We start from the raw sequence: 14,285 nt of genomic DNA, 5'->3' as shown, positions 1-14,285 counted from the left end.
ACCTGTTCCACCCTAACTTTACCACACAAATCACGCCCTCATGAAAATAGGAATTATAGGTACCGGACACATAGGCACTGCCTTCGCCGGACACGTAGCAAAGGCAGGTTATGAAGTCATCATCAGCAATCGTCGCGGCCCCGACTCTCTCAAAGAAATAGTTGATCAACTGGGAGGAAATACCAGGGCTGTCACTGTAGAGGAAGCAGCCAAAGCAGATGTAGTCTTCGTTTCTGTTCCTTTCGACAATCTGAAAGATGCGCTTGCCGGACTACCCGATTGGGAGGGCCGTATCGTCATTGACCCCACCAATGCAATTGTGTTCCTCGACTTCAAACCTAAAGACCTGGGTGGAAGATTGTCCACAGAAGTATTTACAGATCTTGTACCCGGTGCAAGAGTGGTTAAAGCCTTCAACACACTCGATGCCGCCTTACTCGCGCAATCACCCGATGTTGCAGGGGGCAAACGGGTTATCTTCATTTCGGGTAATGATCATGAGGCCAATAAAACAGTAAAAGAACTGGTAAAAACAATTGGCTTCCTTCCTATCACGCTGGGTAGCCTAGACACTGGCGGCCGCTTACAGCACTTTGGCGGTCCGCTGCCATCACATAACTTTGTAGATCTTCCTAAATAATAACATCATGGACATACAACAAGCAGACAACGGTAAAAAAGGCAGATTCTTTATAGAAGCAGATGGCCATGAAATAGCAGCTATGCACTACGTCTATTCCGGTGAAAAACAATTCATCATAGATCATACCGAAGTAGCCGAAGCCTTTGAAGGTCGCGGGCTCGGTAAACAATTGCTCAACGCAGTAGTCAAATTCGCCCGCGAAAATAACTTTAAGATCATACCGCTTTGTCCCTACGCTAAGGCTGTATTCGAAAAGGTGCCGGATATCAGGGACGTTTTGGTTAATCCTTAGTGATATATCCGCAATTATGTGCACTAACTGATAAACATTGCGCATATGCCGGAAAACGACATCATCAATACTATCTACTCCTTATTTAACTCCCGCCAGGCAGATGCTATACTGGCCCATTTTCACAATGGCGTACAATGGCCCAACGGCTGGGAAGGCGGCATAATACACGGTAAAGATGCCGTGCGTGAATACTGGCTCCGCCAGTGGAGCGAGATCAACCCCATTGTTACTCCGGTGACCATCACCACGCTTAATAATGGCCGGGTATCAGTAAATGTGCACCAGGTTGTAAAGGACTTGAAAGGAATGACCATATTCGATGGTGTTTTAGATCATATCTATACTTTTCGGCAAGGGCTGGTTGAAAAAATGGAGATCGCCTGATAATTAACTGCATCTAAATACGTTGATTAACACCTTCCTCTCTTTTGGAGAGGCGCGGGGTGAGGCTTCCTTGCAGAATCCTTTTTGCCTGTCGCGGCAAATCAGCCTATTTTTGCAGTTATGTCGCTTTATATCACATCGCTCAATTCGGGCAGCAATGGCAACTGTTATTACATAGCTAATGACACTGAGGCCGTGCTGGTAGATGCCGGACTGTCTTGCCGCGAAACCGAAAAGCGCATGAAAAGGCTGGACCTGAGCATGGATAAAGTAAAAGCACTATTCATTTCTCATGAGCATGGCGACCATATCCGTGGAGTAGAAAGCATAGCTTCAAAGCATAAGATCCCCGTATATATTACCCCTGAGACATTCAGGATGGGCAAATTGCGGGTAGATCCCTCCCGCGTATTCCCATTTTCTGCTTACGCCCCCATTGCCATAGGCGGACTATCTGTAATGGCATTCCCCAAGTTTCACGATGCCATCGACCCGCATAGCTTCGTTATCTCGGGCAATGGCGTTAAGATCGGCGTATTCACAGATATTGGTGCCGTATGCAGCAATGTCATAGACAACTTTACAGAATGTCATGCAGTCTTTCTTGAGGCCAATTACGATGCCGATATGCTCGAAAACGGCAGATATCCCTACCACCTTAAAAAACGTATCAGCGGTGGTCACGGCCACTTATCTAATGTGCAAGCCCTGGAGTTGTTCCTTGCCCACAGGCCGGGTTACCTCAGCCACCTGCTGCTCTCACACCTGTCTAAAGACAATAACGACCCCGATCTGGCGCTCAACATGTTCAGAACACATGCCCGTAACACCAATGTGGTGGTGGCATCCCGTTACGAAGAGTCTGCTGTATACCATATCACCGACACACTTCATCCTTTCCGCAAGCCGGCTATCCACAAGCCTGCGCCACCCAAACCTGTGCAGATCTCCCTGTTTTAATTATCTGCATTTACGCCGCTACCACTATATTTGACTCATAAAACCAACCAGCCATGAGCACGCCACTATTTGTAAACAGCACCATTACCATCAATGCAGCCGCCACCAAAGTGTGGGATGCCCTTACCAACCCGCAACAAACAAAAAAGTACATGTTTGGCTGCGAGGCTACTTCCGACTATAAAGTGGGCAGCAGACTCACCTGGGAGGGCATTTATGACGGGAAACTATTTGTAGCCGTGGTCGGACATATCGTAGCCATTGAACCCGGCAAAAAACTGGTATATACTACCTTCGACCCCAACAACCCAACGCTGGAAGATATCCCTTCTAATTACCTCACCGTTACCTACACGCTTACTGAAGAAAACAATCTAACACGCCTCGACGTTACACAAGGCGATTTCGCCACCGTTGCCGACAGCGAAAAACGCTACAACGACGCCTATAACAATGGCGAAGGCTGGAACCCCATCCTCGTACAGATCAAAGCCCTTGTAGAATCAGAATAACACGATCACTAGGGTAATAGTAGAAAGTCTAAAGTATATCCTAGAAAGCTATCTTACTTTAGACTTTCAATTTATATCACAACTCGTATTCACTTCAATAGTTCCACATTACCCAATTGTTGCATTCCATCACATTCCTACACATTGCCGCATTAATTTCTCATTACCTTCATTGAGCAATTGAGCCATTAAGCCATTGAGCCATTCATAATTATGGAATCAGGGAATTTCTGCATCTCTAATAGTACATTTGCAACAGAATAAAACAACATGAGCGCAGAAGACAATCGTAAAGCCAATAATACAGGAACCAATTTCAGAGCCATTCTAGACTTTGTAATGGGCACAGTATACCTGGGACTGGCAGGATTTGTAATATACAGCAGGCATTTCGGCACTATAGAACTGTCTACAGGCCTGGTTTATGGCATGGCTGGCCTGCTCATCGTCTACGGCGGGTTCCGCATATACCTGGGCATTGGCCGGTACAAAAACGGCATGTAGCACTTGTGCTACCCCCTTGACAGTTCTTACCCCAATACATGGCATGGTTTCTTTTTTGCTATCCCTGCTGTATCTTGGCGGCCGCTAGCGCTGTTAAATAATTGTTACAAACTATAATACGACAAGAGTATTTTTTTGAATTATTAGTAAAATTGTGATTTATGCGTTGTTGGACAATTGCTATTCTGCTCGTTTCTTTTACCATACTAGGCTTGTCTTGCGATGATACTCCTAAGCACCCCGATACTTTATCTACCGGGGCTATAGATATCTCTGCCGATGAGACCTACAGGGCTGTTATCGAAGAGCAGTCGAAAGTGTTTGACAGCAGCTTCCCCAATGCCAAGGTAACCATACACTACAAGCCCGAAGCCGAGTGCTTTAAAGACTACTTCAATAATAAAGCCCGCCTTATTCTTGTTACCCGCGAGCTCACTGCTGACGAAAAGAAGATAGCCGAAGAAAAATCGTTCTATCCTACATCAGTAGCGCTTGCAAAGGATGCTGTGGCATTGATAGTCAATAACGACAACCCCGATAGCATTATGGATGTGCCGCAGATAAAGCACATTCTTATGGGCGACTACATCAAAAAGAAGTACACCGTAGTGTTTGATGATCAGTCATCGAGCCTGGTGAGGTATATAACTGACTCATTACTTCAAGGCCAGAAACTGGGTACCAATGTTTATGCTACAAAGGGTAATAAAGCAGTGATCGACTACGTTATGAAAAACCCCGATGCAGTTGGTTTTGCAGGACTTGCAGATGTCTGTGACTCTTCCGACCCCGGCAATACAGGTACTTTCATAAAGAATGTTCGTGTGGTTTCGGTGTTCAACGATACCCTCAGGCAGTATTTAAAACCTTATCTTGCCTACATTGGTCTTAAGGAATATCCTTTCGTTCGCAGGCTGTACTATGTGAGCCGCGAAAGTTATCCCGGACTTGGCACAGGTTTTGCAAACTTCTTAATGGGTGGCCGCGGACAGCTTATATTTGCCTACGCTCATCTCTATCCTTTACGCATGGAAGTGTCTATAAGGGATGTGGAGATCAACCACTCGGAAGAAAAACAAAGTAAATAACATAAAACAGTAAACAATACAGTAGTAATAACATGAGAAAATTGATCACGATCACTGCAGCTTTAGCAATAGCTTTCTCTGCAAGCGCACAGCAAACCACAGAAGGGGGTAAGAAGCTGTATGATTATAAAAACTACGTCAGCGCACAGAAGGTGCTTACACCACTTTCCGTTAAAGATGCACTGGCCAATTATTACCTGGGCCTCTCTTACCTCGACGCGGGTAATGTGGGTAAGGCTAAGTACCAGTTTGAAAAATACCCCGATGATGCTGCCAACATATCAGGAACGGCACGTGTAGCCTTTGCGCAGAAAGATGCCGCTAAGGGTATGCAGATAGCAAGAGACCTTGCAGCTAAGGGCAAGAAAAAAGAATACATGCCATGGTTGTATGCTGCGAATGCTATGACCTACTCCGAAGGTGGTGATATAGCACAGGCTATTGAGTGGTACAAGAAGGCACTGGCTGCTAATCCTAATGATGTGGAAGTGCACCTGGGCCTTGGCGATGCTTACCGCAAGATGACCGGTGGTGGTGGCGAAGCCATGAACAACTACGAGTCTGTTACCGAAAAGAACCCAACCAATTCTCTGGTGCTTACCCGCATAGGCGACCTTTGGTATGATGCCCGCAACTATAAGAGCGCGCTCGAATTTTACAACAAGGCAAAAGACGCGGACGCTACCAACCCAATGCCTTACCAGCAGCTGGCACTGGCGTATCAGCGCACCGGCAACTATGATCAGTCTCTGACCAACATCAGAAAGTACATATCTCTTTCTGACAACACGGTTACCGACCAGATCACTTTTGCAGGTATCCTGTACCAGGCTAAAGCATATTGCGAAGCGGCTAAGCTGGCCGATGACCTGATGAAGCAGAATCCACCTGAAGAAAAGAAAGTAGAGTTGACAGGTATCCTTGGCTTTTCACAGGCTGAGTGCGGCGACTCTATGGAGGCTGTAAAGAACCTGCGTAAATACTTCCAGATACAGAAGCCAAAGAACATCTTGCCTGCTGCATATGTAGAGTATGGTAAGCTATGGCTGAAACTCAATAACGTTGACTCTGCAAGCTTCTATTACAACAAGGGTATTGCTTCTGATACTTCTCAGAACAAGACCGACATATACCGCCAGATAGCTGAGGCTTACAGGTTCAAAAAAGAATACTGCAACGCCGGCGACTGGTACAACAACCTTATAAAGAGCAACCCTGGCACACAGGCATTAGACTACTTCTGGGGTACAGTAATGTACTACTACTGTAAAGACTGGAAGAAGGCTAACGACATGGCTGTAAAGTTTGAAGATAGGTATGCCGATCAGGCATCATCTACTTACTGGCATGCACGTGTACAGTCTGCTATCGACTCTGATGTTACAAGCGGCCTTGCTGCGCCATCGTTCGAAAAATGGCTGGATAAGTTAGGTGCCGATATCGCTAAGCCAGAAAAGAAGGGCGATGTGGTAAGAGCCTACCAGTATCTGCTGTTCTACAACTACAATGCAAAGAACAAAGAAAAGACCAAGATCTACATGGATAAACTGCGTGCAGTTGATGCCAACGATGGTCTGATCAAGCAGATAGAAGAACTGGAAAAAGGCGGCGGAGCACCTAAGAAAACCACCACCACAGCCCCCAAAGCGCCGGTAAAAAAAAGTAACAACTAAGCCTCCGGCTAAAACAACAAAGAAGAAATGATCCCCGCTAAAGCCGCTCATCGAGCGGCTTTAGCATTTTTAGCATATATCCATAACCACTAATGTTCGTTAGAAACCCTAACAACACAAACACCAACCGATTCATTGCGAGTAGTTATTCGGGTTGCCCCGCAATCATCATCCAATGACAAAATGTAAAAGGGGTGGGTCATTGCGAGGCACGAAGCAATCTCACGCAAGGACGTATTCGTTTTGGGGCGCTATCTGAACTCTGTCATTGGCAGGAACACACCTATCCCCAAATTGTTGGTGGAGTAGTCTCGCATCGGGACGTATTCGTTTTGTAACCCCAACAACTACTCCAATACATACCTCTACGCTTTGGGATCCTTTACGTATCCAACCCTTAGCTTCACCCTACCTCTCTTATTCCTGTACACCCACTCCCCATTCTCAATCTTCCGTGTCCACTTATGTTTCTCCTCGTGATATACACTCCAGCTCGAACTTATACTATAGGGTGCGACCAATTCATTTTGTGTATTTATGCTCCCCCATTCATCATAGCGGTGTATTCGTACCTGCATCAGCTCTGTTTTGGAATAGTACATGATAGCCTTGTACATACAAGGTATAATTAGTTTACCCTGTTTGTCAATCACACCAACACTATCACCATAAATACGTCGTCTTTCTGTTATTTCCTCCAGTTCATTCTCATCGTCATCATATGGTTTATATGTCACCATTTCATACTTACCAACAGTTGTATTTACTACGGCGCCGCCATCATTAAAGTCTTTGGCCTCATTGTATATGCAGGGCAGAACTATACGACCCTTTTTGTTTATGTAACCATATCTGTCGCTTGTATCTTTCACAACAGCAAGCCCTTCTCGGAAATAGCTGCATATATCCAGCGTTGTATCTAACCGCACTTTTATGTGTCCACGTTTATTCATGATCAGCCATTGATTACCCTTTTTCATGCACACTACCTCGCTGAAATAGCTGAATCCCTTGCTATACACAAACGGCAATACCTCTTTTCCTTTCCTATCAATGATACCGTAACTTTTATCCTTTCTGACAAACAAACGATTGTGTGTGAGCGCATACGGTTCATTGTAATCAATGGGCACTATGAGCTTTCCTGCCCTGTTTGCAATACCATACCGTTCTGCTTTTGATGTCACCCAAATGCCTTTGTCATTGTCAACATCCAGTGTGTCAGGAGCATAGATGTACTTGCCCTTCTTGTTAATATAGCCATACAGTTTACCAATCTGCACTTTGGCTTTCCTGTTTCTATAATCTCCGGCCATTTGATAGATACAGGGTATTACCTCTTTTCCCTTCTTGTTGATATAACCCCATTGATGAGCGCTATTTTCTACGGATGCCCTACCCTGAAAAAAATGATCAACAAATAAATACTTTCCTGGTTCTGTAACAAAATTTGATTTTCTTTCGGGCGAAGCCCGCATTTCCTTCCATACCGTCAACGCTGCATCCAGACTAACGAATGTATCCGGCAAAACCACTTTATAAAAAGTGTCTATTAGTCCCCATCTCTCACCATTATCTACTGCTATACAATTTTCGAGGAAATGAGGTATTATGCGCGCATAGACCACTGGTATGCTCGATTTGAGATCGTAGCTAATCATTCCAACCTTTTTATTAGCTTCAACTTCAAACCCCCAATGACTTGCAGAAATGTCATTGTATGTAAAGGGTGTTAGCAAACGATTATTGGTGTCTACCAATGCCCATTTTTTGTTGCTTTCAACGGAAAACACTCCACGCTGATGCATGTTCTCAATTCGGCTATAACTTTTCTTACTAAGAAAACGATCATAAACACAAGGTATTTTCTCCAACCCTCCCTTGTTGATCACGCCATATTTCCCATCACGCTTTACAACTGCAAAGCCATTTTCGAAATTTTCAACAGTGTCATAACATACGTTGATCACCAATTTCCCACTAGCATCAATATATCCCCACTTCCCATATAATTTAACTGCCGCTAGCTTTTCATGAAAATTATCAACCATATCATATTTTATAGGAATCGCAATATTCAGAGCTGAGTCTAGAAATCCGTGTTTACCTTCTCTTGAGATTATTATTCTTCCATTAATTACATATTCCCCTACACTCTGCCCTTTTCTAGGAGCTAATGCCACTTTACCGTCTCTAAAAGCAAGCCCGCTACCTACATCAATTTCCTTTGAATATATGCGCATATACTTGTTCGCAACAGGCCGATCATAAAAATAGGCACCATAACCAGTTACAGGTTCAAAATGATGAACATCGATTGTATAAACGCCTACAATGCCGCCCGTTTTCACCCATGCATAATTATCTATACGGCCGGCAACATCATACGAGCGACGACCTCCGGGAGAATATTCACCATCTATGGAGTCATACACGGAGGGTATCAATTCCTTACCAAGAGTATCAATTATTCCATACTTTCCGTCCTTTTTCACTAAAGCTTTTCCTCGCTTGAAGTCAGTAGCAGAATCATAAATACACTCAACCACATCCCTCAATGCACTGTCCACAAATCCATACTTCTGCGAAAAGTTGATGACCAGCTTTCGCCCGCTACTCAGCTTACCCATATACTCATACTTCAGCTTACCATCAGCGGTTACCGGGTATCTGTTAATTGCCTTTTTTTGCGCACCACAATAATGCGGGAGTAGCAGGCACAACAGAAAAAAATATAAATGAAACCTCATAAGGTGATGGTTAATGAATAAAGATAATTAAATCCAGGTCCTGACTATAAGACGAGATATGCGGTTGTGTTCTTTGTTTTTGGCAGAAAACTGATCATCCTTCCATCCTTTCATCAGGCGAATCATGGTTCAGACACCCATGTTGAGCGCTATCTTCGGATTACCGAACACAACCCTCAAAAAACATATCCACAGAAAAAAATGTAGCTCAAACCCTTACCCACAGAGTCTTCCAGCTTATTTTTTCGGTAATTTTGTGAATATCTTTATTTTATAAATTCATTTCGCCGTATTAATTTACACCCGATTTATAACCTGCCATCCTTATCCCAGGTTTACCCTGAGTTTATCGAAGGATCGAGGCGAAGGACGGCAAGATCTTTGACATTATGAACCCTTATCAAAATACTGTCTCCACCAGCAACTCTGGTAGAGACGCATAATTGCGTCTCCTAAGCGGCCGGGCCCAACATTGGTCCTCGTTTGTAACGAGGATCCAACGGTTGGGCGTTTGTAACGCCCGTGATAAACTGCATGTAAACCTATTTCGATACGAGGCATTGAAACAAGACGAAGAGTTTGGCGGAAACTAGCGGAAAAACTGCGGAAAACTGCGGAAACTGGTGGTTTTCTAAATCCAACGAAACCCTTTCTGGTAAAACCTTCTGTAGGAAACGCACCAAAAATAACTGCCGGAAACGCAAAAAAACACCATTGGCGGAAACAAACCCCAAAATGTCTGTCGGGAATACTTATTCGGTTGCTCCTAAGCGGCCGGGCACAACACTGGTCCTCGTTTGTAACGAGGATCCAACGGCTGGGCGTTTGTAACGCCCGTGATACACCGCATGTGCAACTATTTCGGTACGAGGCATTGAAACTAGACGAAGAGTTTGGCGGAAATTGGCGGAAAAACTGCGGAAAACTGCGGAAACTGGTGGTTTTCGAAATCTGCCGAAACCCTAGCTGATAAAGCTGTCTACAGGAAACGCACCAAAAATAACTGCCGGAAATGCAAAAAACCACCATTGGCGGAAACAAACCCCAAAATGCCTGTCGGGAATACTTATTCGGTTGCCCGCAACCACAAAAAAGCCCCATGATAAAACTATCACAGGGCCTTATTTGTTTAATGACTAAGCAGAACTATGTACTATCTACTATGCACTATCTACTAATTAAGCGCTTTGAACGAATTAAAGAACTCACCAATTTCGGGGTTGGTTCCTTGTCCGTTTTTAGCAATAACAACCATGTCATACCTTCTGCCATTGGTTATGCACTGCTTTACTATTACGGTATTGCCGCCATTGTCCAATATGAATGATTTGCCGGGGTAGCCATTCAGCATGATCGTTTCTGCCTGAAAATCTTTTTCAGTAAAATCTTTCAAACGCATCCTTATAGAACTATCCAGCATAAAATCTACCATTACAGAATCTGAGCTGAAACGTGGCGGGCAATCGGTATAGCTAACCTCGAACAGTTTGAATTTATCTATGGCAAACGTAGACGGCTTCCAGCTAATGAAATGCACTTTTTGCTTACCAAAAGGGGTCACTTCTACCTTCTCCGTCTTCTCCGTCTTCTCAGGCATATTTACTGAAAAACCTCCTTCCCCTGATGTGTACACTGCCCATTTATCATTATTCCCTCCGCAGGAGGCAAAGAACGACAATGATAATAGTAAAACTGAAACTCTGGTGATTGAACGCATAAACTTGAATTAACTGGCAACTAAAAACAAAAGTGAATTATCGAAACTATAAACTGTAGAATTTTCTGGGTATAAATTTCTCAGTCAGGTTGTCAAGAACAATTACTTCTGCTTAGGTGCATCTTTTTTAGCGGCATCTTTCTTAGCAGCATCCTTGTTTGCTTTATGACGCATATCCGGTGTGCCATCCTTTTTCAACGGACCTGCCGGTGCAGCCTTTGCAGCAGCTTCTTTGTTCTCCTTGTGGCGCATATCAGGCGTGCCATCTTTCTTCAACTTAGTTGCTTTTGCATCAGCAGCCTTCAACTCAGTTTTTGGTGCATCTTTCTTTGTCGCTTTTTTGTCCTGCGCAAACGTAACCTGGCTCATTACGAACAGAGCAACCAACATACAAACTAATTTTCTCATATTGTTTTATTTTTTGTGGTATAAAGTTATAAAATTGTACGAATTAATTTACAGCGATCGAAAAAGTAAATTTTATGCTATTTAAAAAAACAGCGGGCTGGCCGTCAATCAATTATGTATGGCTGCTTTCAACTTTAACATTGAATTGCATATGTGCCGACCCATTCTTATTTATGTTTGCAACCCAATGTCTATCAAAAAACTAATTGCCGCGCTGCCTGTTCTATTGCTGTTTGCCATACAAATAGCCATCCCCAACACTGCTTTGGCCCAGACAGAAATGTGGGATACCTACCTGTCAAAGATCGGCGACCAACCGGCTACCGTACTGCTGGATATGAACCTCATACTTGCGGCGCCCGACAAACGCTACCCTTATGTGGTGATAACCGGTCCGCGGGCACACAAGTGCGATCAGAAAGGCATGCCCGCAGCAATAGAAATAGATGCATTGGAATCAATATTGGACGCTACAGGCAACTTTCTTACAGGCCTTACGCCCAAGGTACTTGTCGGCACTGTTATGTACAATTGTCAGCGCAATAACTACTATTATGTAAGAGATACAACCGGCATCCGCAATGCCATTATGCGTATGTACAACCGCAGTTTTAAAGACTATAAGTACTCTATTATCATTCGCCCCGACCCGCAGTGGCTATCGTACCGCACCTTTCTTTACCCCAATGATGAGACCCAGAACTGGATGGACAATAACCGCATCATTACGGGCATGCTTCAGGAAGGTGATAGCCTGAAAAAGCCTCGCACCATATCATTTGCTGCATGCTTTAATACCGATACTGCAAGAAATGCCTTCACCACATTCGTTACCGGCAAGGGCTACTCTATTAATAAAACACCCTCCATAAAAATGTCAGCAGCACCGCTTTGTTTATTGTTTTCTAAGGTTGGACCTATAAAAGTAGACTCTATAAACGTAGTAACCGCTGAACTGAGAAACGAGGTCAAAAAACACAATGGCATATACAACGGCTGGAGCGCACCGGTGAAATAACGAGAAAATTATGCTGTTGCTAATGAACAGTTGCTTATATAAAGATGCGATACCTTCGGCATCGACCCCTTATATAATCTGACTTTGCTATAGACATGTGATGCCTTCGGCATCATTACGTGTTTGTTATAAATATTAAAACAGCTTGTGTAGAGATACAATTCCGCATCTCATTGAGCCATTGAGTCATTGCGCAATTGAGCCTTTGATACCATTAGCCATTGATCCATGCATCCCTATCGTCCGGGCTGAATTTCCATGGAGCCATGTTGTTCTCAATGTTACCAAACATCATGTTCCATTCCTGCGGTGCATTGCTCTCTTCCATAACCAGGTTACGGCGCAGCTGCATGATAATTGACAAAGGATCGATCATTACCGGGCAAGCGTCAACACAAGCCTGGCAGGTAGTACAGGCCCTAAGCTCTTCAATAGAAATGTAGTCATTCAATAATGTTTTACCATCATCCTTAAACTCACCATTCACATTTATGTTCTTGCCTACTTCTTCCGCACGGTCGCGGGTATCCATCATTATCTTACGGGGAGATAGTTTCTTACCGGTCATGTTGGCCGGGCAGCTATCAGTGCATCTGCCACACTCTGTGCAGGAGTATGCATCCAGGAGGTTTTTCCAGCTAAGGTCCTTAACATCTTTGGCGCCAAATGTCATGGGTGCAGCGGCTTCAATAGCTGCAGGTGCCTTATCAGGCTCCATCATGTAGAGTACCTCATTCTGTATCTCCTTCATATTCTTCATCTCGCCGTTAGGCATCAATTTAGAATAGTACGCATTAGGAAAAGCAAGTACAATGTGCAGGTGCTTGGAGTAAGGCAGGTAGTTCAGGAAAGCGAAAATGCCTATGATGTGTAACCACCAGCAGATACGCTCAAACGCCATTAATGACCCGCTTGACATGCCTGTGAACAAACCTGTAAGATGAGAAGAAACAAGGAAAGAAGAAGTAGCATGGTAGTGTTCAGCCATCTCAGGGCGGCCCTGCAAAACAAGGTCAGCGCTGTTCATACACAGCAAAAGACTCATCAATACTACCTCTGTAATAAGGATAGCATTGGCATCGCTTTTAGGCCAGCCGTTCAGTTCCTTCATGCTCAGGCGGCGAATGTGCAGTATGTTTCTGCGGGCAAAGAACACTACACAACCTATCAGTACCAATGCCGCCAAAACCTCGAAAAAGCCTATGAGAAAAGAATACAAACTACCCAGGAACGGCAGGAACAATCTGTGTGTGCCTAATATACCATCCAGTATGATTTCCAGTATCTCTATATTAATGATGATAAAACCGGCATATACAGCCAGGTGCAGGAAAGCGGGTATAGGACGCTTGAACATTTTCTTCTGTCCAAGTGCCAGCAGCACCATGTTTTTCCAACGCTGGTCTTTGTTGTCAGAGATATCTTCATCGCGACCAAGATTGACGTTACGGGCTATTTCTCTTGCCTTCTTTACGAACAAAAATATGGCCGTACCGACCAGTAATATGAATAATATTTGTTGAATTAAATGCATCCTGTAAGGTGAATTTGACCCCGAAAATAATTTGTTTCAGCCGAAAAAAATAATTGAATGTATAATAATAGGTATAGACGACGTTCACTAAGTGCAAAGGCGCCTTATCAGCGGCTGCACCAACGCCTGCCCAACCGCAGTGATAAGCCACCGCTCAGCAGCCCCTTATAACCAAAACCCAGTTCTGCAAAGCCACCAATTCTACCACCCACCCTTACCCCTAAAGGTGTATAATGAAAGACAATATCTTCACTCTTGGTTGTTTTAGCCGGACCATCTACGCTTATGGGGGAGGCAACATTAGTTGTTACCGCAGTTTTAAAAGCTGGCCCGGCACCAATAAATGTATAAATATCAACGTATTTTCTGATGCGATAAATATAGTTGAGCTCTACGGCAATGGTCACTGCCTTGTGTTCATAAGTACTGGTAGTTACATATTCGGCGCAATAGCGCTGGTTATTGTTTCCCTTCTGGTCTATATAGCCACCGGCAAACCCTACAGACAGGCAGCTATACAGAAAGTACCTGGTAGTAAAGAAATTGGCACCGGTTGTGGATGTTTCAGTGGTCGATCTTTTCCCATCAGGGGCAGAGATCTTCCAGCCCCCGATCAGGTCGCTACTGGTCAGTTGGCCATAGCTGACTATAAATTCCGGCTGATACTTGTAGGACGGGCATTGGCCGGCCACCTGTAGAGATACCAGCAGCAACAACCAACAGTATTTCAAAAGCCCATGCATAATATAAAAATAGTCGCTATTTCTACTTTGACCAAATACAATTACCAGTTGATTAC

Annotated in this window: 14 protein-coding genes; 9 read left to right on the top strand and 5 right to left on the bottom strand. The window is 44.2% G+C overall.

All coding sequences use genetic code 11. The annotated features are described in order from the left end of the window. Nucleotides 1-40: 40 nt before the first annotated feature. The 8 genes from CJD36_RS17625 to CJD36_RS17590 all read left to right on the top strand — a co-directional run bounded on the left by CJD36_RS17625 (nt 41) and on the right by CJD36_RS17590 (nt 6,059). Complete coding sequence (locus CJD36_RS17625) at nt 41-640, top strand: NADPH-dependent F420 reductase (protein ID WP_105040520.1); 600 nt, start codon at nt 41-43, stop codon at nt 638-640. Nucleotides 641-647: 7 nt separating this feature from the next. Beyond that, a complete protein-coding gene (locus CJD36_RS17620; protein ID WP_105040519.1) occupies nt 648-935 on the top strand; it encodes a GNAT family N-acetyltransferase in 288 nt (95 codons plus the stop codon). Nucleotides 936-980: 45 nt separating this feature from the next. Beyond that, nucleotides 981-1,322, top strand: a complete 342-nt coding sequence (locus tag CJD36_RS17615; protein ID WP_105040518.1) for a nuclear transport factor 2 family protein — start codon at nt 981-983, stop codon at nt 1,320-1,322. A gap of 120 nt (nt 1,323-1,442) precedes the next feature. Further along, nucleotides 1,443-2,282 (top strand): MBL fold metallo-hydrolase, encoded by an 840-nt coding sequence (locus tag CJD36_RS17610; protein ID WP_105040517.1) that lies wholly within the window; start codon nt 1,443-1,445, stop codon nt 2,280-2,282. A gap of 53 nt (nt 2,283-2,335) precedes the next feature. After that, entirely contained in the window at nt 2,336-2,794 is a 459-nt protein-coding gene (locus CJD36_RS17605; protein WP_105040516.1) for an SRPBCC domain-containing protein, read from the top strand. A 270-nt stretch (nt 2,795-3,064) separates the two neighbouring features. Beyond that, on the top strand, nt 3,065-3,298 hold the full coding sequence (locus CJD36_RS17600; protein WP_105040515.1) for a hypothetical protein: 234 nt from the start codon (nt 3,065-3,067) through the stop codon (nt 3,296-3,298). Between the two features lie 161 nt (nt 3,299-3,459). Then, nucleotides 3,460-4,386 carry a PstS family phosphate ABC transporter substrate-binding protein gene (locus tag CJD36_RS17595; RefSeq protein WP_105040514.1) on the top strand — a complete coding sequence of 309 codons (927 nt, stop codon included), beginning with the start codon at nt 3,460-3,462 and terminating at the stop codon, nt 4,384-4,386. A gap of 32 nt (nt 4,387-4,418) precedes the next feature. Next, nucleotides 4,419-6,059 (top strand): tetratricopeptide repeat protein, encoded by a 1,641-nt coding sequence (locus CJD36_RS17590; RefSeq protein WP_105040513.1) that lies wholly within the window; start codon nt 4,419-4,421, stop codon nt 6,057-6,059. A gap of 365 nt (nt 6,060-6,424) precedes the next feature. Here CJD36_RS17590 and CJD36_RS17585 read toward each other — a convergent pair whose 3' ends face one another. From CJD36_RS17585 to CJD36_RS17570, 3 genes are all read right to left on the bottom strand, one after another. Further along, the gene (locus CJD36_RS17585) at nt 6,425-8,809 is read right to left on the bottom strand and encodes a WG repeat-containing protein (protein WP_105040512.1); all 2,385 of its coding nucleotides are present in this window, start codon (nt 8,807-8,809) and stop codon (nt 6,425-6,427) included. A gap of 1,174 nt (nt 8,810-9,983) precedes the next feature. Further along, nucleotides 9,984-10,526 carry a hypothetical protein gene (locus CJD36_RS17575; RefSeq protein WP_133162693.1) on the bottom strand — a complete coding sequence of 181 codons (543 nt, stop codon included), beginning with the start codon at nt 10,524-10,526 and terminating at the stop codon, nt 9,984-9,986. A gap of 102 nt (nt 10,527-10,628) precedes the next feature. Then, nucleotides 10,629-10,934, bottom strand: coding sequence for a hypothetical protein (locus CJD36_RS17570; protein WP_105040509.1), 306 nt, complete (start codon nt 10,932-10,934; stop codon nt 10,629-10,631). Between the two features lie 187 nt (nt 10,935-11,121). Here CJD36_RS17570 and CJD36_RS17565 point away from each other — a divergent pair, with 187 nt between their 5' ends. Then, nucleotides 11,122-11,952, top strand: a complete 831-nt coding sequence (locus CJD36_RS17565) for a DUF695 domain-containing protein (protein WP_161499362.1) — start codon at nt 11,122-11,124, stop codon at nt 11,950-11,952. Nucleotides 11,953-12,166: 214 nt separating this feature from the next. Here CJD36_RS17565 and CJD36_RS17560 read toward each other — a convergent pair whose 3' ends face one another. Continuing rightward, nucleotides 12,167-13,486, bottom strand: a complete 1,320-nt coding sequence (locus CJD36_RS17560; RefSeq protein WP_105040507.1) for a (Fe-S)-binding protein — start codon at nt 13,484-13,486, stop codon at nt 12,167-12,169. A gap of 107 nt (nt 13,487-13,593) precedes the next feature. Continuing rightward, a complete protein-coding gene (locus CJD36_RS17555) occupies nt 13,594-14,217 on the bottom strand; it encodes a hypothetical protein (RefSeq protein ID WP_161499361.1) in 624 nt (207 codons plus the stop codon). Nucleotides 14,218-14,285 lie beyond the last annotated feature (68 nt).

Source organism: Flavipsychrobacter stenotrophus (genome assembly GCF_002954265.1).
In the GTDB taxonomy this organism is placed as follows: domain Bacteria; phylum Bacteroidota; class Bacteroidia; order Chitinophagales; family Chitinophagaceae; genus Flavipsychrobacter; species Flavipsychrobacter stenotrophus.
The sequence above is the reverse complement of the archived record's forward strand: the minus strand, read 5'-3'. Positions and strand labels throughout refer to the sequence as shown.

What these genes read in the sequence shown, in the direction of transcription:
- CJD36_RS17625 (WP_105040520.1), top strand. Translation starts at nt 41, where the DNA reads ATGAAAATAGGAATTATAGGTACCGGACACATAGGCACTGCCTTCGCC.
- CJD36_RS17620 (WP_105040519.1), top strand. Translation starts at nt 648, where the DNA reads ATGGACATACAACAAGCAGACAACGGTAAAAAAGGCAGATTCTTTATA.
- CJD36_RS17615 (WP_105040518.1), top strand. Translation starts at nt 981, where the DNA reads ATGCCGGAAAACGACATCATCAATACTATCTACTCCTTATTTAACTCC.
- CJD36_RS17610 (WP_105040517.1), top strand. Translation starts at nt 1,443, where the DNA reads ATGTCGCTTTATATCACATCGCTCAATTCGGGCAGCAATGGCAACTGT.
- CJD36_RS17605 (WP_105040516.1), top strand. Translation starts at nt 2,336, where the DNA reads ATGAGCACGCCACTATTTGTAAACAGCACCATTACCATCAATGCAGCC.
- CJD36_RS17600 (WP_105040515.1), top strand. Translation starts at nt 3,065, where the DNA reads ATGAGCGCAGAAGACAATCGTAAAGCCAATAATACAGGAACCAATTTC.
- CJD36_RS17595 (WP_105040514.1), top strand. Translation starts at nt 3,460, where the DNA reads ATGCGTTGTTGGACAATTGCTATTCTGCTCGTTTCTTTTACCATACTA.
- CJD36_RS17590 (WP_105040513.1), top strand. Translation starts at nt 4,419, where the DNA reads ATGAGAAAATTGATCACGATCACTGCAGCTTTAGCAATAGCTTTCTCT.
- CJD36_RS17585 (WP_105040512.1), bottom strand. Translation starts at nt 8,809, where the DNA reads ATGAGGTTTCATTTATATTTTTTTCTGTTGTGCCTGCTACTCCCGCAT.
- CJD36_RS17575 (WP_133162693.1), bottom strand. Translation starts at nt 10,526, where the DNA reads ATGCGTTCAATCACCAGAGTTTCAGTTTTACTATTATCATTGTCGTTC.
- CJD36_RS17570 (WP_105040509.1), bottom strand. Translation starts at nt 10,934, where the DNA reads ATGAGAAAATTAGTTTGTATGTTGGTTGCTCTGTTCGTAATGAGCCAG.
- CJD36_RS17565 (WP_161499362.1), top strand. Translation starts at nt 11,122, where the DNA reads ATGTCTATCAAAAAACTAATTGCCGCGCTGCCTGTTCTATTGCTGTTT.
- CJD36_RS17560 (WP_105040507.1), bottom strand. Translation starts at nt 13,486, where the DNA reads ATGCATTTAATTCAACAAATATTATTCATATTACTGGTCGGTACGGCC.